This is a genomic window from Peribacillus sp. AS_2 (assembly GCF_026891895.1).
Classification (GTDB): Bacteria; Bacillota; Bacilli; order Bacillales; family DSM-1321; genus Peribacillus; species Peribacillus frigoritolerans.
Genome location: NZ_JAPTGA010000023.1, coordinates 18,758 through 42,887, shown reverse-complemented (window position 1 = coordinate 42,887; position 24,130 = coordinate 18,758). Strand labels below are relative to the sequence as shown.

Here is a 24,130-nt window from a genome sequence, read left to right as displayed (position 1 = left end):
TGTTCATTTTCCTTTCTCGCGGAACTCCTTGGGCGTGATTCCCTCTATCTTCCGGAATAAAGTGCTGAAATAATGCTGGCTATTGAAACCCGATTTTTCAGCGACGTCTGATATGCTCCAGCTGGTGTTATTGGTCAAGGCCCTTTTTGCGGCCTTTATTCTATAGTGGATTAAATATTCCGAAAACGAAGTGCCGACTTCTTCATGGAATTTCCTGCTTAAATAAGTCGGATTGGTATGCACTTCACGGGCGATGTCCGAAAGGGAGAGTTTTTCGGCATAGTTTTCATGAATGAATGAAAGCGAATGGTGAATAAGTGTTGAATAGTTATGGGAAGATTCCCTTTTGTCATACTTGGCAAGGACTTTATGCAAATCGCTTTCTATTACAGGTTTCGTTAAATAATCAACCACGCCTATCCTGATGGATTGCTGGGCATAATCGAAACTTTGATGCGCGGTCACCATGATGATTTCGACTTCTTTGTTCAGCGCCCTTAGGTCTTCACCAAATTCAAGACCCGATCGGCCCGGCAGATTAATATCCAGGAAAGCGAGGTTGATTTTATGATTTTGGTTGAGGGTCAGTGCCTGACAGGCATCAGCAGCTTTGTGAAATTTCCAAAAAGGGTATATGGACTGAATCATATATTCCATTTGTTCAAGGACCAATGGTTCGTCATCAACTAATAATACATTCATCGCTCCGCCTCCTCCATTTTCCTATCAAAAACCAGCGGCCATGATACCTCTACCTTTGTTCCCGATTCATTGGAAGCTATATGCAATTGTGCACGGTCATTGAAATACAAATATAAACGTTTTTGGATATTATCGAGGCCATGGCCGCCATCGTCCGTAACGGAAGATTCATTTCCCATCAATCCATTGTCCGCCACTTCCAGATACACCATCTGCGATTCCAGATAGAACCGGATATGCAGCAGGGCTTCACCCACTTTTTTTTCCAACCCGTGTTTAAATGAATTCTCCACCAAGGTCTGGAGAATGAAGGGCGGGACCAGTGCGGTTGATAACGGTTCCGGGCACTCCATATCAATCTTGAGCCGATCACCGAAGCGAAGGGTCTGGATGTCGAGATAATGCTGGGTATACTGGATTTCCTGGGAAAGGGGGATCAATGGTTCCGATGCTTTATACTTGAATTTCAGGAATTGCGAAAAAGCCTCTAAGGCCCGTATCAATTCTGCCGTCCTGTTCAGGCGGGCCAAGCCCAGAATGACATTCAGGGTATTAAACAAGAAGTGAGGCTGGATCTGCTGGTTCAATTTATTATATTGTGCTTCTTGCAGTGCTTGCTCCAGGCGGATCTCCTTGTTTTTATTTTCAAGAAGATCGATCCTTTTCTCGAATATGAATAGAAATAAAAGAGCGATAGCTCCCATGATGGGAGCTAAAATGAAGAGCATGATAATTAACGTGAATCCCTCGTAACTTAGCATGGAGAACCTCTGCTTGTTATATTTTTAAATAACTTGAATGATTCTGTTTATTAGTATCATACTAAAGACCCCTCCGGAAATCTACAGCTTAAGACACAATGTGACAAGCCACTTGATGGTTTTGTGCCGATCGTTTCAGTTCGGGCAGCTGTGTTTTGCAGATATCCTGTACAAACGGGCACCGTGTATGGAAGCGGCAGCCGTTTGGCGGGTCGATGGGTGACGGGACATCACCCGTCAATAGGATCCGTTCTCTTTCATGTACAGGATTCGGTACTGGGATGGCCGATAGCAATGCCCTTGTATATGGATGCTGCGGCTGTTCGAAAATGGACTTTTTATCAGCTATTTCGACTATTTTTCCGAGATACATGACCATGACCCGATCCGAGATATGTCTGACCACACCTAAATCATGCGAAATGAAAAGAAAGGTAAGGTCGAATTGGCGCTGCAAGGATTTTAATAAATTCAGCACTTGGGCTTGAATGGAGACATCCAGAGCAGATACAGCTTCGTCACATATGATCAATTTGGGGTCCACGGCCAGAGCCCGCGCAATCCCGATCCGCTGCCTCTGGCCGCCGCTGAATTCATGCGGGTATCTTTCCATGGATTCAGGTCTCAGCCCGACATGTCCCAATAATTCTTCAATCCGGCTCTTCCGGTTTTCTTTAGGGACTACATTTTGGATCGCCAAAGCTTCCCCGAGAATTCTGCCGATCGTCTGTCTTGGGTTGAGGGAGGCAAAGGGGTCTTGAAAAATAACCTGCAGATCCTTCCTGGTACGCCGCATTTCTTTTTTGCCTAAACTCAGTAAATCCCTATCCTGAAAGTGAATGCTCCCGCTCGTCGGTTCATCCAATCGAAGGATGGCCCTTCCGGTAGTCGATTTCCCGCAGCCGGATTCGCCGACGATGCTTAAGGTTTCACCCTGTTTGATATCGAAGGTAATGTCATCAACGGCTTTTACATGATTGATGGTCCTTCCGAAAAATCCTCCCTTGATCGGAAAATATTGCTTCAATTGATCCACTTTAAGCAGAACCTTTTTTTCTGCAGCTGGTACACCCATCATTAAATCCCCACCTTCTCTTGAGCGTCATATGCCTTCTCCCATTGGGGGGTGAACATCCAGCAGCTGATCTCCGTGCTTGGGCCGATGGCCTGGAGATCCGGTACGGCTTGTTCACAAATGCTCTTCGCATGTGCACAGCGGGGAGCGAAGCTGCATCCCTTGGGCATGTTGTAAGGGCTTGGAACGGTCCCGGGAATTGTGGTCAGTTCTTCCTGGTCCATGTCCAGACGGGGAAGGGAGTTCAATAAACCAATGGTGTAAGGATGTTTAGGGTTTGTGAATATTTCCTTGGCCAAGGTGTATTCAACGATTTTCCCTGCGTACATGACAGCGACCCGATCACAGGTTTCGTATACGACGCCCAAATCATGTGTAATCAAAATGACAGCCGTCCCGAAATCCTTTTGCAGCGTCTTGATCAGTTCGAGGATTTGGGCCTGGATTGTCACATCCAGTGCTGTTGTAGGTTCATCGGCTATTAAAACCTCAGGGTGGCAGGCAAGTGCCATGGCAATCATGACCCTTTGCCTCATTCCGCCGCTTAGCTCATGCGGCTCCTGTTTTGCCCTCTTTTCAGGTGAAGGGATCCCGACGAGCCGAAGCATGTCGACGGCTTTATCCCATGCTTCCTTTTTTCCCAGCTTTTGATGGAGCCGGATCGCTTCCGCAATTTGCTCGCCCGCTGAATATACGGGATTCAATGACGTCATCGGCTCCTGAAAAATCATCGAAATTTCATTCCCGCGTATGGACCGCATCTGTTTTTCAGACTTCGTAAGCAGATCCTCCCCTTTAAAAAGGATGCTGCCGCCGGCAATCTTGCCGGGTGGCGATGGAATGAGCCTTAACAATGAGAGCGATGTTATGCTTTTCCCGCTTCCCGACTCCCCGACGATTCCAAGCGTTTCCCCTTTATTGAGGGAGAAACTGATCCCATTGACTGCTTTACTCGTTCCTTCATCAGTGAAAAAGTGAGTATGCAGATTTTTTACCTCCAGTATTTTATCAGCATCCTGATTCATCATCATACCTCCTTAGTTCAAGTCTATTCTTTTGTTAAAGTACCGATAGAGGACATCCACTGCCAAGTTCATGAATACGAAGATGACGGAAGCGATGAGGACCCCGCCTTGGACCATCGGCAAATCCCTCGTCCTGATTGCATCGACGATCAATCTTCCAAGTCCATTGATGGCAAAAACGGACTCTGTCAATACCGTGCCGCCAAGGAGTGCACCGAACTGGAGGCCAACGACGGTAATGACTGGGATGAGCGCATTTTTCAGGCCGTGTTTATAAATGATGATATATTCTTTCAATCCTTTGGCTCTCGCGGTCCGGATGTAGTCCTGGCGAACGACTTCAAGCATGCTCGACCTGGTCATCCTGGCAACGATGGCCGCTCCGCCGGCCCCGAGGGTTATGGCAGGGAGAATCATGTGGCTGAAGGTTCCCCAACCTGAAACCGGAAACAAATGAAGGTTCACGGAAAAGAAGTAGATAAGCATGAGGCCCAGCCAAAAACTAGGTAACGAGATTCCCAATAAAGCAACGATCATGATGGAAATGTCAGCTGCCGAGTATTGCTTGGTGGCCGAGATGATTCCTGCGATCATTCCAAGCACAACGGTTATGAATATGCTGGCAAGTGCCAGTTCAAGGGTGATGGGCAAGCGGACCATGATTTCGTCCAAAACTGGGCGGCTGCTTCGGAGTGATTCCCCAAAATCACCTTGAACGGCATGAAGGACATAGTCAACATATTGATAGAGGATTGGACGATCCAAGCCAAGCTCATGCCGCAGCGACTCAATCGTTTCTTTAGTCGCTCCTTCACCTGCAAGCAGTGTTGCCGGATCTCCCGGGACCATTTGCATGATGAGGAAAACAACAAGACTTACTCCCAGTAATACCGGTATCGTTTGAAGTACCCGCCGGATAATGAATACGAACATTTTCTCTCCTCCTTATTTTTTCATTCTTGGATCAAGGGCATCTCTAAGTCCATCCCCGAAGATGTTGAAACCAAGTACCAGTGTTGATATCGCTATCCCCGGAAACAAAGCGATGTGGGGGGCACTGAACAAATAATCCCGTCCGCTGCTCAGCATCGCTCCCCATTCTGGTGAGGGCGGCTGGGCTCCCAGTCCCAGGAATGACAATCCGGCTGCCGACAGAATGGCCGTTGCCAGACGTAATGTAGCTTGTACGATGACCGGTGATAGAATATTCGGAAAAATATGCTTGCATATGATCGTGAAGTCAGTCGCTCCCAATGCACGAATGGCATCGATATATTCCAGCTTCCTGACTGACAATGTGGAACCCCGTACAATCCGGGCAAACATCGGTATCGAAAAGACGCCGACCGCTACCATTACATTGATCAAGCTCGGACCAAGGGCACTAATGATGGCAAGAGCAAGCAGTATTCCCGGGAAAGCCAGCAGCACATCGACAATCCTCATAATGACGGTATCGATCCATTTTCCGTAATAACCAGCTGCTAACCCGAGGAGTATGCCAATGAACGCCCCGAAGAAAACAGAGACAAACCCAACCGTTAATGAAAGCCGTGTTCCATATAACAATCTGCTTAAAATATCCCTTCCCTTATCATCCGTACCCATCCAATGTTCGGCTGATGGAGTCTGGAGTTTGTTGACCAAATCAATTTCATAGGGATCCTGCGGGGAGATCAAAGGGGCAAAGATAGCCAATAAAATATAAAAAAGTACGATGTACCCGCCTACCAATGCCAATTTATTTCGCTTGAATTTTTTATAAAAGGCTTTCCAGTGTCTTAGTTTCGGAGATTTTCTTTCTTTTACATTCAATTCGGTATTATTGATGACGACCTCTGGCTTCATTGGATTTCCTCCTTTTCTTTCATTCAATTTATTCAAAAAAAGGATTGAAGTAAATATGATGCGGAAAAGCAGTAAAGATAATTAAAAAAAGAGTAAAGATTCTGAAAATATAAAATTCGGTTTTTTTTTATAATTTACAGTAAGCCCGATGTACTCATAGCTGTAAGTTACTTGGAGAAACAAAGGCAGGTTAAAAAGGGAGGAAATAGAATGAGAAAAGGTATGATTGGGTTGCTTTTTGCTTCTTTATTAGGCATCTCATCCGTTTTATCAGGGTGTGCAACAGAAGAAACCGGCAGTAAGGAAACAGTAGAAAAAGCGAAAGAAGGAGGTACGCTGATCGTCGCGCGCTTATCTGACGCGACCACACTTGACCCCCATTTCATAACAGACATTCCATCTGCAAACGTCGTTTATGAAAAGGTTTATCAAACATTGGTCGTTCCTGACAAGAACATGGATCCTAAACCGCTGCTCGCAAAAGAGTGGAAACAACTGGATGATGTCACTTGGGAGTTTAAATTGCAGGAGGGAGTCAAATTCCATGATGGAGCTCCATTCAATGCCGAAGCGGTGAAAACCAATTTCGACAGGGTACTGGATCCGGCAACAGCTTCTCCGCAGGCTGGTAAATTGGAAATGATCAAGGCAATTAAAGTGATTGACGAAACGACCGTACAATTCAAGCTGAAATATCCTTATGCTCCGCTGTTATCGATTTTAGTGAGTAATGAAGGAAGCATCATCAGCCCTAAAGCGATTAAGGAAAATAGTGACAAACTGGCTCAAAACCCCGTTGGGACAGGGCCATTCGTTTTTAAATCGTGGAAGCCTGGTGAGGAAATCGCCCTTTCGAAAAACAAGGACTATTGGGGGGATAAGCCTAAGATTGATGGGGTGGTATTCAAGGTGGTCCCTGAAGATGCCACGAGGATTGCGATGATTGAAACGGGTGAAGCGCATGTGACCGATCAAGTGCCAGTGACGGAGATTGATAGGATCGAAGCGTCGGGCACGATGGATTTATATCGCACGGAGGGACTTGCCGTTGAATACTTAAGCTTCAATGTTAAGAAAAAGCCCTTTGATGATGTAAGGGTACGTAAGGCGGTCGCTCATGCCATCGAGGTCGATTCCATCATCAAAGGGGTTTATAACGATGTCGGCACGAGGGCAAATTCAACAATGAGTCCAAAGGTGTTTGGTTATGATCCGGATATAAAAGGCTATGACTATGATATTAATGAATCTAAGAAGCTCTTGACTGAAGCGGGAGTCAAGGATGGTTTGGAGTTTACCCTGACGACGAGTGACCGTAAGGAAAGGATCAATATGGCCGAGGTGATTCAATCCCAGTTAAAAGGAATTGGAATTAAGGTCAAGATTCAAGTCCTTGAGTATGGGGCTTACATTGATGCGACAGCCAAGGGCGAGCACCAGGTATCGATAGGCGGCTGGGGCAATGCTACCGGGGATGGAGATTATAATCAATTCAATCTATTCAATAGTAAATCCCAAGGTGCTGCGGGAAATAGTTCATTCTATAGCAATCCGGAAGTGGATAAATTGATTGAAAATGCACGTAAAGAATCGGATGGCGATAAACGTAAGGAACTATATTCGAAGGCACAGGCAATTGAAAGAGAAGAAGTTCCATATGTTCCTATCCGTAACTATGAACACTTGGCCGTGTATGGCGGGACAGTTAAAGGACTTTGGCTGAATCCGGCAAATTATTTAATGCTTGATGACGTAACCGTGAAGTAGGAATTCATCACAAAAGGAAGGCAGCATAAGGATGTTATGCTGTCTTCTCAATTAGGAGGGGAAAGTATGATAGATTTACTGCTAATCCATGGGACCGTCATTACCATGGATCAAAACAGGAGAATTCTGCAAGATGGCGCCGTAGCCATACATCAAGGAAGGATATTAGCTGTAGATGCGACCGAAAAACTGAAATCGAAGTATGAGGCAGTAAAAGTCATCGATTGCAGCCATCAGTGCATATTGCCCGGATTGATAGATGTTCATGGGCATGGGGGACATTCCATGTTCAAAACGATTGCCATGGAGAATATTGATTTTTGGATGCCGATCATGACGAATACGTACAAGCATTTTGTAACGGATGAGTTTTGGTATTACGAAGGAAAGCTATCCGCCCTTGAGAGATTGAAGGCTGGCGTGACGACTGGGGTGAGCGTGTTAGGATCCATGCCGCGGTCCGATGAACCGATTTTCGCCATCAATCATGCAAAGGCATACGCCGAAGTGGGAATCAGGGAAGTGGTATGCACGGGTCCTTGCAATCCTCCATGGCCCCATTCATTCAGCCGGTGGATCGATGGAAAGAGAGTGGTAAAGGAAGTTACCTATGAAGAAGTGCTACAGGGGGCCGAAGCGGTGATCGAGGCGCTGAACCATGCAAATGAGGACCGTACGAGAGCCTTCATTACACCATTTGTCATCGTTACATCGGTGGATCCCTCCAATCCGACATCTCCTGACAGGCTTTATGGGCTTACTGATCATGACCTGTATCAAGCGAAGAAAATAAGGGAGATTGCCAGGAAATATAACACACGCATTCACTCTGATGCCTTTGGCGGGATGATCCATTTAGCGATACAGGATAAGGAAAATGCCCTATTGGGTCCGGATGTCCATCTACAGCACTGTCGGGGCATTTCCTTCGATGAAGCAAGAATACTGGCAGAAACAGGTACCAACGTCAGTGCATCACCTGGATTTGGCCAGGTTCATGCCCGTACCCCGGTAACTGAATTATTGGAGATGGGTGCAACTGTGGCAATCTCCACGGATGGGACGTCCCCTTCGACAAGTTTCGATATGTTTCAGGCAATGAGGAAAACACAGTTCGTTCACCAGGCCGCCCTTAGGGACTACTATTATTTACCGCCAGGCAAGCTGTTGGAAATGATCACGATAGATGCTGCGAAATGCATTGGCTGGGATGATGAAATAGGCTCCCTCGAGATCGGGAAAAAAGCGGATGTCATTACGGTCAATCTTAATCAGCCTCACCTGACCCCTGAATTCATGCATGTTCACCGGCTTGTATTTCAAGCTGTGGCGAATGATGTGGAGCATGTCATCGTGGATGGGAAATTGATCATGGAAGGCAGGAATGTACGGACGGTCCATGAAAGTACAGTGATTGATGAAGCGAATGAGGAGGCCTTTTCAACGATAAAGCGTGCAGGGCTCGAAAAGTATATGCAGCCGACTAAATATTTCTGGGGCCATGCCAGGGCCTATGTTGATGAAAAGCGATATGACGAACACGAGCACGCTGCCGCGAAAAGTGAAAGGGGAATAAGATGAAAACCAAACTTAAAGGAAGATATGTAATCGGGTATGATGGGTGCGATCATGTCATTTTGGAAAACGCGGAGATCGTTTATGAAAAAGACACGATTTTGTATGTCGGAAAAAATTATCCAGAAGAAGTGGACGAGGTAATGGATGCCGGTAATGCGATTATCAGTCCCGGGTTCATAGATTTAAATGCATTAGGGGACATTGACCATGATATTTTACATTTTGAAGCCGGTGCCGACAGACAGAAAAACCTTCTTTGGTCGGAGAATTATATAAAAAGCGGACATCCCGAATTAATGACCAAGGAAGAAGAAGCGTTTAAATCACTATATGCTTATTCACAGCTCATACTGCATGGCGTGACGACGGCGATGCCCATTACTTCCGTCTTTTATAAAAGCTGGGCTGAAACCTATGATGAATTGGCAGCTGCCGCAGAACATGCCGCTGGCTTGGGGTTAAGGATTTACCTTGGCCCGAGTTTCCAATCAGGAATGAGAGCCGTCCAGCCTGACGGGAAAATCAAACTGCATTGGGATGAAAAAGCCGGTGAAGCGGGGTTACGGAAAGCGGTCGAGTTTGTGGAAAAGTTCGATGGAGCCCATGAAGGCATGGTCAGGGGGATGCTTGCTCCAGAACGGATTGAGTCTCAAACGGCCGATCAATTAAAACAGATTAAATATTACAGCGAAAAATTGAATGTACCCATTAAGCTTCATGCTGCACAAGGAAGTTTTGAATTCAGCACCATCTGGGAAGCCCATCATGTTACACCGATCAGATATTTGTATGACCTTGGCTTTCTCGGTCCAAGAACAGGGATCCCGCACGCCCATTTTATTTCAGGATACAGCAAAGCGAAATATGGCCACGGTGATGACTTGGCGCTGCTTGCGGAAACGAATACAACGGTGATCCATTGCCCGCTGATTATCGGGAGGCATGGGGAAGCGTTAGAATCTTTTGCCAAATATAAACGGGCTGGGATCAATATAGCCCTTGGAACGGACACATTCCCTCCTGATATGTTCCAGAACGTCAGGACAGGCAGCATGCTCTCACGGCTGGCGGCAGGAGAAACGGAAGGCTCTGTCTATGCCGATTTCTTCCGGTCAGCCACACTGGATGCGGCCGCTTTTCTTGGCAGGAACGATCTAGGTCGCATCGCCGCGGGGGCCAAGGCGGATATCATCGCGATTGACCTGGACGGTTTCCATATGGGGGTAATCGATGATCCGATTCGAACCATGTTCGCAAGCGGATCCGGGAGGGACGTTAAATTATCGATCATCAATGGAAAGGTGGTCATGAAGGATCAAATAATCCCCGACCTTGATTTAACGGAAATCAAATATAAGGGGCAGCAATATTTCAATAAGATGAGAAGAGGCTATATGGAAAGGGACTATCAGGAGCTTCCCGAGAATGAATTGTTTAAGCCATCATTCAAGGTCGTTGAATCGGTAAGCGCTACAGAAGCCATTTGTGAAAACAAGTAAAGAAAATGAAAAACATAGTAAAGATATTCGAAAAAAATAGTCAGAATATTTCCTATAATTAGATAAATGTTCAAAAAATGAAATTGGGAGGTAGAAGACCATGGGGGTAAAACGTGGGGCAGGAAAGCTTTTTCTAGTCATGATCATGGCTATCATCATTACGGGCTGTTCTTCTAACAATGACGTAAGCACAACAGAAAGTGATTCGAACAAAGCATCAAACGGAGGGGGTACATTGGTCATTGCCCGCCTATCCGACGCTGAGAATTTAGATCAGCAGTTCATGTCCACGATTAACGCCGCTAGCGTCACTCACCATAAAATCTATGAAGGTCTTGTACAGCGGGATGAGAATAGTGAGATACAGCCAATGCTAGCAGAAAAATGGAAGCAAATAAATGACAAGACCTGGGAATTCAAGCTTAGGGAAGATGTAAAGTTTCATGATGGCACACCATTTAATGCAGATGCGGTAAAGAAGACGTTTGATCGACTATTGGATCCGGCGGTCGCTTCTCCCAGAGCGGTAGTATTCGATATGGTGAAAGAGGTGAAACCGGTTGATGAATTTACCGTGCAATTCATTCTGAAGGAACCTTTTTCCCCTCTCCTTTCCATATTGGCGAATCACGAGGGCGGAATCATCAGTCCGAAAACGATTGAAAAGTACGGCAAAAAGATTATCCAGGAACCGAATGGAACCGGTCCTTTCGCTTTTGATTCATGGTCCCCAGGCCAGGAAATCACATTGACGAAAAACGACAGCTATTGGGGAGACGAGCCAAAAGTGGACAAGGTCATCTTCAAGGTCGTCCCGGAAGACTCCACGAGGATATCGATGATAGAAACCGGTGAAGCGCATATCGCCGAGCCGCTTCCTGTAGCGGTCATGGACCAGGTGGAATCATCACCGTCAATGGATGTTTACCGCAGTGAAGGGTATGGTACCGAATATTTAGGGTTCAATGTCAATAATGAACCGTTCAATGATGAAAGGGTCCGTAAAGCCATTGCCCATGCCATTGAGATGGACTCGATTATAAAGGGTGTCTTCAATAATGTGGGAGTAAAGGCGAACTCCTTGATGGGCTCTAAAGTATTCGGGTACAACGAAGATCTCGAAGCCTATGATTACAACTTAAAGGAAGCAAAGAAACTGATGGCCGAAGCAGGATATTCAAAAGGCTTGGATGCGACCATCCTGACAATGGACAGTAAAGAAAGAGTCAACTTGGCTGAGGTCCTTCAATCCCAACTGAAAGGGATCGGGATTAATTTGAAAGTGCAGGTCATGGAGTACGGTTCATTCGTGGAACAAGTGAATAAAGGACAATCAAAAATGTTCATCATCAGTTGGAGAAACGCGACCGGGGATGCTGATTATAATCAATATAACCTTTTTCATACGGAGTCACAGGGAGCGGCAGGTAACACATTCTTTTACAGCAATCAAAAGGTTGATCGTTTAATAGATGCCGCCAGGAAGGAAAAAGAAGAAGGGAAACGCAAAGAACTATACGCAGAGGCACAGGAAATCGAAATGGCTGACACCCCGTACATCCCTGTAAGGGTCATAGAAAATGTTGCTGCAGTCGCCAAAGAAGTAAAAGGATTTTCAATCAGCCCTTCAGGCTACCTGGAGATAAATGACGTAACGATCAAGTGAGCAGTGTGTAGAGGAGAGGGGTTAGGAGTCTGAGGAATGATTCTTTCTTGTAATCCTCATTGGAAGGGATTTGCGAAACTCCTGCCGAATTACTGGCTAGCCGAGAACCCCACAGGCGCTTGCTTTGATGCGGCTTGGCAGACAGTCGGCGGAAAGGGAGCGGATCTCTTCAATCAATTGAACTTTTAAAAAAACTGCAGGCAAACTGAGTTTTCATCGAGTCGTCTTAAGTCTGAAAGGGTTCATCCATTAGGGTGAGCCTTTTTCTTTGGCACAATAAGTAAAAATAACATAAAAACGAGTAAAAATACTGAAATTATTTGTTGATCTTTAAAACTATAATGAAAGTGATGCATAGTCAATCTGGAATGAAAGGGTGAGTGTAATGTCTCAATCGTATTGGTTAACGAATGTCCGCTTGGAAAATGGTTTTATTTATAATGAAAATGAAACGATCACCGGCACTGAAACCGGCAATTACCACATCAAGATTGAAAGTGGGAAAATTTCTTCCATTTTATCGGCGAAGGAATCGATAACGGATCAGGATCCGCAGCATGATGTTCACGGTCTCCTGATGGTTCCCTCGTTTAAGGAAATGCATATCCACATTGATAAAACGTACTATGGCGGTCCGTGGAAGGCTTGCATGCCTGCCATTAATGGCGTGAAAACCCGGATAGAGGAAGAGCAGGTCTTGCTGCCCGAATTATTGCCTACCGCTAAAGTCAGAGCAGAGAAAATGCTCGATTTATTATTGAACTTCGGATCTACCCATATACGCACACATTGCAACATCGACCCCGTCATCGGACTGAAGAACTTGGAAGCGACCATTCAGGCACTGGAAGGGTATAAGGATAAATTGACGTATGAGATCGTCGCATTCCCACAGCATGGACTTTTACGCAGCGATTCCGTTCGGTTAATAAGGGAGGCCATGAAGAATGGGGCGAATCTGGTAGGAGGTGTGGACCCCGCCACCATTGATGAAAACATAGAGCGGTCACTTGAAACGATCATGGATATCGCGGTTGAATCCAATTCAGATATCGATGTCCATTTACATGATCCGGATCAACTTGGTCTCTTCACCATGCAGCGACTTGCTTCAATGACGGAAGACGCAGGCTGGCAAGGAAGGGTCACGGTTAGCCACGCCAGCGGGTTGGCAGATCTTTCAGTCCCGGAGGCTACGGGCATAGCCGAAAGGTTTTCGGAAACAGGAATATCGATTACATCCACAGTGCCCATCTTCAGAACGATCCCCATCCCCCTGCTTCATGAAAAAGGGGTGAAAGTGGAATTGGGTAATGACAGCATCACTGATCATTGGACACCCTTTGGCATCGGGGACAATCTGGAAAAGGCCGGTCGCCTTGCCGAGAGGTTTCGCATGATTGAAGAACGTTCCTTGGCGCAAAGCCTGCAATTCATAACAGGAGGGAAGACCCCATTAAACCAAGACGGGGTCAAGGCGTGGCCTAATGTCGGGGATGAGGCGAATATCGTGTTGCTTGAAGCCAGCTGTTCTGCGGAAGCGGTGGCTAGAAGGGCGAAGCGTGCGGCAGTCATCTTCAGGGGCAATGTTGTTAGCGGATCCATTTCATCTTTTGAGACGACAGGTGTTTAATCTTTTAATAAAGAGAGTGATTGGATGAATGAAGCATACTGGCTTACAAACGTTACGCTTGATAGTGGATTTGTTTTTGAGAATGAACGAATTGATCGGACGAAAACAGCTACATACAACATGTATATAAAAAATGGGATCATAGAGGATTTGCAATTGGCTTCAACTTTGCCTTTGAAAACGGATGGTCCTGTTCACGACGCGAGAAAGCTGCTTGCACTTCCTCCTTTTAAAGAGATGCATAACCATCTCGACAAGACGTATTTAGGACTGCCATGGAAATCATGCACTCCGGTTCCGAACTTAATCGAACGCTTAAAATTAGAAGCAAAAGAGCTTGCAGAACTGGCTGAAACTGGACAGCTCCGGGCTGAACGGATGCTTCAACTATTGTTAAGCGGCGGGGCAACGCATGTAAGGACGCATGTAAATATCGATCCATACATTGGTATGAAGAACTTGGAAGAGATTCAACGTGCACTATATCGTTTCAAAGGGAAAATGACATACGAGATCGTGGCTTTCCCGCAGCACGGACTGCTAAGAACGAATTCAAAAGGGTTGATGAGACAAGCGATGAAAGAAGGGGCGTCCTTGGTGGGCGGCCTGGATCCTGGCGGGGTGGATAATAATATAGAAGCTTCCCTGTATGAAATGGTCGATTTGGCTGTTGAATTTGATGCAGATATTGATATTCATATACATGATCCCGGTCACCTTGGTTTATATACGATCAAGAAACTGGCTTCTTTGATCGATGAAGCAGGGTGGAAGAACAGAGCGGCCATCAGTCATGCTTTTGCACTTGGTGATGTTTCAATAGGAGAATCGAATGAACTGGCCAGTGAATTATCAAACCTGGGGATAGCGATCATGTCTACAGTTCCGATCAACCGGGTCATGCCCCCGATTGATTCACTGCATGAGAAAGGTGTCCATGTTGCTCTCGGCTGCGATGGCTTTTACGACTCCTGGTCCCCATTCGGTACTGGGGATATGCTGGAAAAGGCAGGCCGATTGGCTGAGAGGTATAACTGGAAGGACGAGTATGCATTGTCTCAATCGCTCCAATTCATTACGGGCGGAGTCAAGACATTGGACGATGAAGGAAATCGTTTATGGCCGAAAGCGGGAAATGACGCAAGTATGGTTTTTGTGGATGCATCATGTGCTGCCGAAGCAGTTGCCAGGAGATCTACGCGGGCTGCGGTCATGGTCGATGGAAACCTGGTTTATGGCGGACTTGATCGCGAATCTGCCTTGAAGTCGAATTGAAGATATGGTTCAAGAAGGGAGAAGATCATGAATAGAATCTATTGGTTAAAGAATGTTCGTTTGGAATGTGGTTATCGGAAAGAGAATGAAAGAGTTACAGGAACGATCACCGGGTTATTTCATCTGTTGATGGAGGATGGCAGGATCACGAAGATAGTCAAAGATGGGGAAGCCATACATGATGATTTACCAGTGGAAGATGCAAAAGGATTGCTGGCGCTTCCATCCTTCATTGAAAAGCATGTCCATCTTGATAAGACGCTGATGGGGGATGTTTGGAGAGCGTGCACTCCTTCTTCAAGTGTCATTGAACGCTTTGAAAATGAGAAGAGGGTTCTGCCTTCCATTGCAACAAGCACATGTAAACGTGCAGAATCTTTACTGGAAATCCTGTTAGCTTCCGGATCTGTACATATTCGGACTCATGTTGATATCTATCCGGAAGCGGGTTTGCAAAACTTAGAGCAAGTTCAACAGGCGCTTGCTGGCTATTCCAATCGACTCAGTTCAGAAATCGTCGCATTTGCGCAGCACGGTTTGCTGCGGTCCGGCTCTGTCAAGCTTGTCAGGGAGGCATTGCGAAACGGAGCAGGAATCGTTGGGGCGGTGGATCCGGCCACTGTCGATAACAATATTGAAGCATCGCTCGTGCAATTGATGGATTTAGCAGTGGAAGCTAATGCTGATGTGGACTTGCATTTACATGATCCCGGCCATCTGGGCACGTTCACCATGAAACGTTTGGCAGCTCTGACCAAGCAAGCGGGCTGGGAAGGAAGGGTGGCATTAAGCCATGCGTTCGGAATCGGGGACGTATCCAGGGAAGAAGCCTATGAACTGGCTGACATTCTTAGGGAGGCGGGGATTTCCATCGTCACCAGTGTCCCGATCAACAGGCAGATGCCCCCTGTTGATTTATTGCATGAAAGAGGGGTTGAAGTATCAGTAGGAAATGATAATATCTTTGATGTATGGTCACCTCTTGGGAATGGTGACATTTTGGAGAGGGCAGGAAGGCTCGCAGAACGTTTCAAATGGATTGATGAAGTCTCGCTTTCCCGGACACTCGGATATATAACTGGCGGAAAAACCCCATTGGATGATAAGGGTAACCAGGCATGGCCGAAAGTTGGGGATGCCGGAAGTCTGGTGTTAATTGACGCAAGCTGTTCTGCAGAGGCAGTTGCCAGGCGTTCGGAACGTAAAGCGGTCATTTACAAGGGGAACTTGGTTTCCGGTTCACTATATAAACAAAAGCAGTCCATTGAACGGTAGGGCTGAACCAAAAAAGGATTTCTGGATATTTCCGGATTTCCTTTTTCGTTTTTGGCGGCTTCCGTGTACTTTTATTTACATATGTTATATGCTGTGGAAGTGATTTTTTTTGGCTATATGAATTAGCCCCCCAGTCTTTATCATTATTATATTTTAAAACGCTCTGCTTGCCTGCCTTGCATCCTTTATCCAAGCAAACAAATTAGCAGGGAGCTGAAGTCTTTGTTACTATTAATGGGAACGTTATCATTTCCCATGCATCTGCAAAGGTCATATGACATAAATCATGTGTCCAGCAATGCAGCAGCGGACCATCCGGGACCGCGTCTATTAACATGGTGCTGTCCTTTCGCCATTTTCAAGGGAAGGACAAGTGAAATTCACCATGAGTTTGAAAAGTATCATGTTCAAAGGAGATGGAATCTATGAAAAGTTGGAGATCTTCTGTGACTCTATTTTCTTCTTTTCAATGGTTGTTTTTTATTTTTGCAAATACGGTAGTTGTGCCCATATCGATTGGCGCAGCTTTTGATCTTCCTCCCAATGTTACGGAAATGACCATGAGAAGCTCGCTCATTTTCACGGGGATTGCTTGTGTGTTTCAGGGGTGGAAGGGGCATAAGTATCCGCTTATGGAAGGTCACTCCGGTCTATTGTGGGGAGTGATGCTTAATTTAGGTTTATCTGCACCATCCATAGGTCTCGGTTATGCTGAGATAGGAGGGGGCATAGCTACTGGCCTCATTGCGGCGGGTGTCGTGACCCTCATTATTTCTGCCTTCAACCTGATTTCTCATGTCCAGAAGATTTTCACTCCCATGGTCATGACGGTTTATTTATTCCTTTTGACGTTCCAGCTCATTTTTGTCTTCTTTAAGGGGATGCTGGGGATTACGGAGAATGGCGAAATCAACATCCCGGTCAGTTTCCTATCAGTGGGGATTGTACTTCTAGTCAGTATATTAAAAATAAAAGGACCAAGGACAATAAGCAATTTCTCCATATTGATCGGGATTATAGTGGGATGGATTTTTTACGAGCTACTATTTCCGGTGGCCGGGGGAGAAATGGGATCGACGGGTGCCGCTTTTTCATTTTTCCCATTAGGTGCTCCAAACCTTCAATTCGGGATCATAGCGATTTCCTTTTTTGCAGGATTGCTGAATTTGTGCAACACGTTTGCTTCCATTCAGGCTGCATCGGAATTAATCGGTGATGAAGCTGAACACAAGCAGTATCGAAATTCTTTATTCATGACTGGCGGATTTACCATTTTCGCTCCGCTGCTTGGCCTTGTTCCATATACACCTTTTACTTCATCGATTGGATTTTTGCAGAGCACTCAAATCTATGAGCGGAAGCCCTTCTTGCTTGGAGGCATGTTATTGACCATAATCGGGCTCATTCCCCCTTTCATCTCTTTCCTGGCCACGATGCCGATAACAGTCGGGAATGCAGTATTGTTCGTTGCGTACCTTCAGCTGTTCGGTACGGCTTTCAACAGCGTCAAGGGTCAGAATTTCACTTCAGACACGATATTCAGGCTTGCCGTACCAGTATTGATTGGCGTGAGTTTGATGAATGTCCTGCCTACTGCATTTTCGAACCTGCCCGCGTTATTACAGCCCTTTTTGACGAATGGGCTCATAATGGGAGTATTGATATCAATCGTGCTGGAAAAATCGGTCAACTGGACTCGTTATGAACAACTGCATAACTAATGGGACTTTGATTGAAAAGGGCTATACATAAAGGGAAACGACAATGCTAATTGAAGAGGCGATCATGAAAACCGGAAGGGTATTACCCTTCCGGTTTTCTGTTTTTTCATGGGTCTTTTAATGGGAAATGGGCGTTGTAATCAGTAGCAATACCCACTCCCTTTACATATTTTGTTGGAGGGAATACTTGACGTGGTGTTAATTCCCTGACCATTTCGTTCTGGCTTCCCTATCTAATCTAAGCTCTACCTTATAAATAATAAACGGAGGTTATATAAAATGTATGAATTTCAAAATCAATTGCAAAATCTGAATGTCGATGATTTCCAGGTGACTCAGCCAGTTCCTTGGGAGCAAAACCAGTATAGTTTGGATGATTCGTCCCGGCAATTCATTGGTGTGGGCGGCTTTGGTTGTTTTGGCTGTTTCTTGTGCTTCGGTTGCTTTGGTTGCGGCGGTCGCTGTGGACGCTGTGGTGGATGCGGACGTTGCGGAGGGTGCGGCGGTCGTTGCGGGGGGTGCGCCGGTCGTTGCGGACGTTGCGGCGGTTAAGGTTTCAGGTCTTCTAAAGAAAAGTCCCTGCGGTGCAGCAGGGACTTTTCTTTATTGCATTAGACATAAGAGACAAATTGTCGTACATAGGATGATAGTGAATTGATGAAGCAGAACTTAGAATGCTTCGGGTTAGGAGGAGCGGAATGGTGAATTTGACCCCTTCTATGCGTTTGAAAGTGAAAAGGGATACGTTTTTTCTTCCGGAACCAAACAGAGGAGTGTATTTCAGGAATAACATAAGTTCGTTCCGTATGGAAGGCAGCTCGATCGTCCAGTGGATTGAAAAGTTATTGCCGATGTTCAACGGGAACCATACATTAAGCGAGTTGACTGATGGATTGCCTGACCCATACCGGAAGCGGGTGATGGAAATCGCCGAGGTTTTGTACGGGAATGGGTTTGTTCGGGATGTAAGCCAGGACAGTCCCCATCAATTAAGGGAACAAGTTCTTGAAAGGTATGCTTCGCAAATCGAATTCCTGGAAAGCTGCGGCGATTCGGGGGCTCGCCGTTTTGAGACTTATCGAAAGCAAAAGGCGTTGGCTATAGGCTCTGGCCCCTTGTTCCTTTCATTGGTGTCCTCCCTGATCGAATCCGGATTGCCTGCTTTCCATATCTTCATTACGGACACGGTACCGACCAATAGAAAAAGATTGAACGAGATCGTGGCACATGCCCGTAAGACAGACGACGAGGTTGCCATAGAGGAGGTCATGCTTGAAAAGGGAAATGAGATTGAATGGCGGGAGATCGTGCGGCCTTTTGACTCGATCTTATATGTGTCACAGGAGGGTGATATAGAGGAATTAAGAGAACTTCATTCGGTTTGCAGGCAAGGGGAAAAGATCCTGTTTCCTGCGTTGATCATCAATCAAGCAGGCATGGCTGGACCGCTCGTCTATCCGGATTCCAAGGGGTGCTGGGAGTCAGCGTGGCATCGTTTACATCAAGCTGAGCTGGAAAAGAATCAGGCATCATCTTCTTTTTCCGCCACAGCCGGAGCGATGTTAGCCAATATAATGGTATTCGAATGGTTTAAAGATGCTGCAGGCGTTACGACAGCAGAACAAGCCAATCAATTTTATCTGTTGGATATGGATACATTGGAGGGAAAATGGCATCCGTTCATTCCCCACCCTGGCGTGACGGGTAAAGGGACTGCTGCATGGGTTGAAGATTTTGAACGGCGGCTTGAACAGAATTCGGACCCGGTTGAACCGGGGAAAGTATTTATGTATTTCACCCGGTTGACATCCGCGGAATCCGGTATCTTTCATCGTTGGGATGAGGGGGATTTAAAACAGCTGCCACTGGCTCAATGCCGCGTTCAGGTCGTGGATCCGCTATCGTCCGGTCCGGCCGGACTCCTGCCCGAAATCATCCGTTCAGATCTGACGCATGAGGAAGCGAGGAGGGAAACCGGTCTTGCAGGAGTTGAAGCATATGCATCCAGAACGCTCAGCCAGCTCGTTGCGACTCTTCCTTCGCTTCAGGGAGCAGATGAAATAAAGGAATCGATCGGTGTCGGAGCGGGGGAAACATTTGCTGAATGTGTCTGCCGTGGACTGCAAAGCAGTTTGGATACAGAGTTTTTAAATGAGCGATTCAACCAAGAGAAACTTGTGACGGTGCAATTGGCTCAAGTGGAAGATGAGCGCTGCAGGTATTATCTACAAGCGTTGACCCGGCTGCAGGGAGATCCGATCATCGCCTTGGGTGAGGGAGTGTCAGGCTTCCCGGTAGTTTGGGCAGGAACGAGCGATGGCTGGTCCGGCGCTGTCGGTTTGAATGTAACGATCGCATTACGGAACGCATTGCAAAAGGCCGTCATGAAAGTCCAAAACCAGACCGTTTGCTTAACAGCTCCAGGTTTAGTGGCATCACCTGTTCTTGAAGAAGAAAAGGTGGATCTTGTGATTCCTTCATGCGGGGTGAAAGGGAATTCCGAACTGGTACAGTCCGCCATTCAAGTTTTGAAGAAGAACAGTAAGCGAATTCACGTTTTCGAAATGGATCTGGAACCTTTCTTGAAGGAAGAAATGGCAGGTGTGTTCGGGGTGTTTTTGCGAGAGGAGGAATCAGGGTGAAAACTGACGTATTGGTTGTCGGGGAAGGAGTGTTGGCCGACCATGTTCATGGGGACCTGTCCGGCCAATATCAGGTGAATCGCCAAACCGATTTCGAGGCAGGAATCCCGCAAACCACGGCGATGGTCCTTCTGCTGCAAGATGCTTGGAATCCCGCTGTCCATGTAAAGGCGGAAGAGGTGATAAGGCAAGCGGGCATTCCATGGCTGCGGGGGTTCGTATCATTTGGAGAGGGAGTGGTAGGGCCGTTGGTGCACCCTGGTGTTCCTGGCTGCTCACAGTGTGCGGACCAAAGGCATCTCATGGCCGGGCGTGATCGAAAAGAAATGTGGGGAATCCGCAAACAGCTGGAGGAAAATGGGGGGATGGAGCGTGATCCGGCGGCATCCCGCACTGGCCTTTTACAGATGGCCCACTTGATTTGTGCAGAGGTAAGGAAGGTGATGAAAGGAGAACGCGCCCGGTCGGAAGGGCATGTATCATTAATCAGCCTGAAAACGCTGAATGGTTCTTGGCATTCCTTTTTACCTGACCCATTGTGTCAGGTTTGCTCAACATTACCTGATGACTCGAAAGAGCGTGCAAGAATTTCGTTGCAGCCAAGTCCGAAAATCAGTCCCGACAGTTACCGAACCCGTTCAATGGATGAGCTGAATGAAGTGCTGGCCAAGGATTATTTGGACCACCGCACAGGATTCCTGAATAATAAAATGATAGACCTTGTGCCGCCATTTGCCGATGTAAGTGTTAATTTGCCTTTGTTCATAGGCGATGAGGGGGCGGCTGGCCGGACTCTCTCATATGCGACCAGTGAGATGACGGCCATATTGGAGGGATTGGAAAGGTATTGCGGAATGGAGCCCCGCGGTAAACGGACAGTCATACATGACAGCTACAACAACCTGAAAGATTCTGCGCTCGATCCCACCAGGATCGGGGTGCACTCGAAGGAAAACTATGCACAGCGTGATTTCCCGTTTCAACCGTTTAATCCCGACCGCTCGATAGATTGGGTATGGGGCCACTCATTCTTGCAAGAGAGGCCGATCTTGGTCCCGGAATTGCTTTCCTATTACAGCTTGGGCTGCGGTCATGGATTTGTCTATGAAACTTCCAATGGCTGTGCTTTAGGGGGAAGTTTGGAGGAGGCCATTTTCTACGGCATCATGGAAGTGGTCGAACGTGATTCGTTCCTGCTGACCTGGTATGCGCAGCTGCCACTCACACGCCTTGACCCTTATTCTGCAAATGACAAAGAACTTGAGCTGATGATTGACAGGGCGAGGGCGGCAGCGGGATATGACATCCATTTGTTTAATGCGACAATGGAACATGGTATACCGAGCGTATGGGCGCTGGCGAAAAACAGGAAACAAAAAGGATTGAATATCATCTGTGCGGCAGGGGCCCATCTCGACCCGATCCGGGCTGTGAAAAGCGCGGTCTTCGAGTTGGCCGGCATGATGCTGACACTTGACGATAAATTGGAAGAGAACCGGGATGAGGTTGAGAAAATGCTGCAGGATTCCTCACTGGTACGGAAAATGGATGATCATGGCATGCTGTACGGTTTACCGCAAGCCGAAGAGCGACTGCAGTTTCTGCTGGATGATGACCGCCCGATGAGAACCTTCGCTGAAGAATATGGGGAAAAGGTGAACCATCCGGATTTGACGGAAGATTTGCAGGAAATCCTTCAGCAGTTTCGCCGATTGCAACTCGAGGTGATTGTGGTGGATCAGACGACACCGGAGATTGCACGGAATGGATTACATTGCGTGAAAGTCCTGATCCCGGGGATGCTGCCGATGACATTCGGCCATCATCTTACCCGCATAACGGGGCTTGAAAGAATACTGTGGGTTCCGATGGAACTTGGATATGCTGAACGGCCGCTTGATTTCGAACAGCTCAATCCGCATCCGCATCCTTTTCCATAAGCAGTGACGTAGGAGGTTGGAGGATGAGTCTAGAGGCATTTTTGCACAATTTACATTTTGATATCGAAAAGGCAAGTCCGCCGGGTTGGGAAGTGGATTGGGATGATGCACCGCTAACGTATAAGCTTTACCGTGACTTGCCTGTTTTTCCGCTATCACTGGAGGTGCCGCTGACGCTCGAGGGGGAGATCGGGCCTTCAAAGCAGGACCTCGCAGGAATCGGTCACTTCCTCTGGTATGCCTATGGCCTGACCCAAGTCAGTCAGGTACCGAGATCCTCGGAATCTGAGGACCTCATGCAGTCATTCCGGCGTTTTCCGCCATCAGGGGGAGCTTTGTATCCAAGCGAATTGTACGTATACTTGAAGATCGAGGGATTACCTGCTGGCGTATACCATTATGATGCGGCACACCACCGGCTGGTTTTGCTGCGGGAAGGGAATTTCGATTCATATGTAACAAAGGCTCTTGGTGGAACCATTGATATGTCCGCTTGCTTTGGCACGGTTTTCGTATCGACGATGTTTTGGAAAAACTTCTACAAATATAATAACTTTTCATACCGTCTGCAAGGTCTTGATGCAGGGGTGCTTCTTGGACAGTTGCTCGAAGTGGCGAAACGCTTTGGAATCGCTGCCGGGGTGTGCTTCCAATTCCTTGATCGGGCCATCAATCATCTGCTCGGGCTTTCGGAGGACGAAGAGAGCACGTATGCGGCGATCCCCTTATCATCAGAGCCTTCTTGGAGATTTAGGGAAGAAAGGAGTATGGACCGACCTGTCACTTCGACGGAATTATTGCTGGAATTGAAGGGAATTCAGCCTGAGCACTATGTTCGGTCGCAAAGGATCAGGGAATTTCCGATGCTGACTAAAATGAATGAAGCATCCATGATCGAATCCACTCAATCATTCCAGCGGATCCATCCAAAGAATGGGACGGAATCAGAAGGGGAAATTGTAGCCCTTCCTATCGTGAAGCGGTTGTCCTATGACTTGGCATCAGTTTGCCGGAAACGATTTTCACCTGAAATGGACTTTGTACTCGGGAAAGTCAGTCAATCGCAACTGGCCGCTCTCCTGCAGGAGGCAACCGCTTCGTTCTCCTATCGAAATGACTTGGATGGAACAAACGGGAACAACGGAAATCGCGTTTCCCTCTATGCTTGTTTATATAATGTGGAAGACATACAAGATGGTGCCTACCATTATGACAGCACGACACATTCATTACGGCAGATACAACCAGGAGATCATCGGCTCCTATTGCAATACGGAATGTCCCTCGATATCATGAACTTTCAGCAAGTGCCGATCTGCATGCATGTAGTTGGTGAGCGGGACCATTCCAAAACGCAACTTGGATATAGAGGATACCGCATCCAGCAAATGGAGGCGGGGATGCTCGTTCAGAAATTACTGCTGGCATCGTCAGCCCTTGGAATGAATGGGCACCCGCTGCTCGGCTTTGATGTGAATATGTGTGATGAGCTTTATAAGATAGACGGTCCGCAAAGGAAAACGAGCCTGATTCAAATCCCTATCGGACACTTTCTGAATCGCCCTTGGCTGAAGGGGAGTCTGCATAGTTGAAGAAGATGAAACGAAAACCTCCATTTCATTTAAGGAATGGAGGCTTTCATTTTTTATATTGCAGTATGGCAGAGTGCAATAATCTCTGCTGAAGATTATACTGAATGAATAAGTAGATAAAGTATTAATGC

General features: G+C 46.8%; 18 protein-coding genes. 12 read left to right on the top strand and 6 right to left on the bottom strand.

Annotation, left to right across the window (positions count from 1 at the left end; translation table 11 throughout):
- Positions 1-3: 3 nt before the first annotated feature.
- From OTG27_RS24990 to nikC, 6 genes are all read right to left on the bottom strand, one after another.
- Positions 4-702: a response regulator transcription factor gene (locus tag OTG27_RS24990; RefSeq protein WP_268564236.1), complete on the bottom strand. Its 699-nt coding sequence runs from the start codon at positions 700-702 to the stop codon at positions 4-6.
- Positions 699-1,463 carry a sensor histidine kinase gene (locus OTG27_RS24985; protein WP_098187580.1) on the bottom strand — a complete coding sequence of 255 codons (765 nt, stop codon included), beginning with the start codon at positions 1,461-1,463 and terminating at the stop codon, positions 699-701. Before OTG27_RS24985 ends, OTG27_RS24990 begins: the two co-directional genes overlap by 4 nt.
- A gap of 88 nt (positions 1,464-1,551) precedes the next feature.
- Complete coding sequence (locus tag OTG27_RS24980) at positions 1,552-2,541, bottom strand: ABC transporter ATP-binding protein (protein ID WP_307730185.1); 990 nt, start codon at positions 2,539-2,541, stop codon at positions 1,552-1,554.
- Complete coding sequence (locus OTG27_RS24975; RefSeq protein WP_268938451.1) at positions 2,541-3,563, bottom strand: ABC transporter ATP-binding protein; 1,023 nt, start codon at positions 3,561-3,563, stop codon at positions 2,541-2,543. The genes OTG27_RS24980 and OTG27_RS24975 overlap by 1 nt, the downstream gene beginning before the upstream one ends.
- Before the next feature lie 12 nt (positions 3,564-3,575).
- Positions 3,576-4,496 carry a nickel ABC transporter permease gene (gene nikB, locus OTG27_RS24970; protein WP_034304259.1) on the bottom strand — a complete coding sequence of 307 codons (921 nt, stop codon included), beginning with the start codon at positions 4,494-4,496 and terminating at the stop codon, positions 3,576-3,578.
- A gap of 12 nt (positions 4,497-4,508) precedes the next feature.
- Complete coding sequence (nikC, locus tag OTG27_RS24965; protein WP_063575165.1) at positions 4,509-5,411, bottom strand: nickel transporter permease; 903 nt, start codon at positions 5,409-5,411, stop codon at positions 4,509-4,511.
- Between the two features lie 210 nt (positions 5,412-5,621).
- On the opposite strand from nikC, the gene OTG27_RS24960 reads away from it, so the two are divergent.
- The 12 genes from OTG27_RS24960 to OTG27_RS24900 all read left to right on the top strand — a co-directional run bounded on the left by OTG27_RS24960 (position 5,622) and on the right by OTG27_RS24900 (position 23,999).
- The gene (locus OTG27_RS24960; RefSeq protein WP_268938450.1) at positions 5,622-7,178 is read left to right on the top strand and encodes a glutathione ABC transporter substrate-binding protein; all 1,557 of its coding nucleotides are present in this window, start codon (positions 5,622-5,624) and stop codon (positions 7,176-7,178) included.
- Positions 7,179-7,244: 66 nt separating this feature from the next.
- The gene (locus OTG27_RS24955; RefSeq protein ID WP_268938449.1) at positions 7,245-8,759 is read left to right on the top strand and encodes an amidohydrolase family protein; all 1,515 of its coding nucleotides are present in this window, start codon (positions 7,245-7,247) and stop codon (positions 8,757-8,759) included.
- Positions 8,756-10,255 carry a chlorohydrolase family protein gene (locus OTG27_RS24950; protein WP_268938448.1) on the top strand — a complete coding sequence of 500 codons (1,500 nt, stop codon included), beginning with the start codon at positions 8,756-8,758 and terminating at the stop codon, positions 10,253-10,255. Before OTG27_RS24955 ends, OTG27_RS24950 begins: the two co-directional genes overlap by 4 nt.
- A gap of 100 nt (positions 10,256-10,355) precedes the next feature.
- Positions 10,356-11,921 carry a glutathione ABC transporter substrate-binding protein gene (locus OTG27_RS24945; RefSeq protein WP_268938447.1) on the top strand — a complete coding sequence of 522 codons (1,566 nt, stop codon included), beginning with the start codon at positions 10,356-10,358 and terminating at the stop codon, positions 11,919-11,921.
- A 36-nt stretch (positions 11,922-11,957) separates the two neighbouring features.
- Positions 11,958-12,110: a hypothetical protein gene (locus OTG27_RS24940; RefSeq protein WP_268938446.1), complete on the top strand. Its 153-nt coding sequence runs from the start codon at positions 11,958-11,960 to the stop codon at positions 12,108-12,110.
- A 196-nt stretch (positions 12,111-12,306) separates the two neighbouring features.
- Positions 12,307-13,554 carry an amidohydrolase family protein gene (locus OTG27_RS24935; protein ID WP_268938445.1) on the top strand — a complete coding sequence of 416 codons (1,248 nt, stop codon included), beginning with the start codon at positions 12,307-12,309 and terminating at the stop codon, positions 13,552-13,554.
- 24 nt (positions 13,555-13,578) lie between these two features.
- The gene (locus OTG27_RS24930; RefSeq protein WP_268938444.1) at positions 13,579-14,829 is read left to right on the top strand and encodes an amidohydrolase family protein; all 1,251 of its coding nucleotides are present in this window, start codon (positions 13,579-13,581) and stop codon (positions 14,827-14,829) included.
- 27 nt (positions 14,830-14,856) lie between these two features.
- Positions 14,857-16,104 (top strand): amidohydrolase, encoded by a 1,248-nt coding sequence (locus OTG27_RS24925; RefSeq protein WP_268938443.1) that lies wholly within the window; start codon positions 14,857-14,859, stop codon positions 16,102-16,104.
- Positions 16,105-16,529: 425 nt separating this feature from the next.
- Positions 16,530-17,825: a uracil/xanthine transporter gene (locus tag OTG27_RS24920; protein ID WP_252267675.1), complete on the top strand. Its 1,296-nt coding sequence runs from the start codon at positions 16,530-16,532 to the stop codon at positions 17,823-17,825.
- A 698-nt stretch (positions 17,826-18,523) separates the two neighbouring features.
- Positions 18,524-20,467, top strand: coding sequence for a putative thiazole-containing bacteriocin maturation protein (locus tag OTG27_RS24910; protein ID WP_268938441.1), 1,944 nt, complete (start codon positions 18,524-18,526; stop codon positions 20,465-20,467).
- Complete coding sequence (locus tag OTG27_RS24905) at positions 20,464-22,407, top strand: TOMM precursor leader peptide-binding protein (RefSeq protein ID WP_268938440.1); 1,944 nt, start codon at positions 20,464-20,466, stop codon at positions 22,405-22,407. The genes OTG27_RS24910 and OTG27_RS24905 overlap by 4 nt, the downstream gene beginning before the upstream one ends.
- Before the next feature lie 23 nt (positions 22,408-22,430).
- Positions 22,431-23,999: a SagB family peptide dehydrogenase gene (locus tag OTG27_RS24900; protein WP_268938439.1), complete on the top strand. Its 1,569-nt coding sequence runs from the start codon at positions 22,431-22,433 to the stop codon at positions 23,997-23,999.
- Positions 24,000-24,130: the final 131 nt, after the last annotated feature.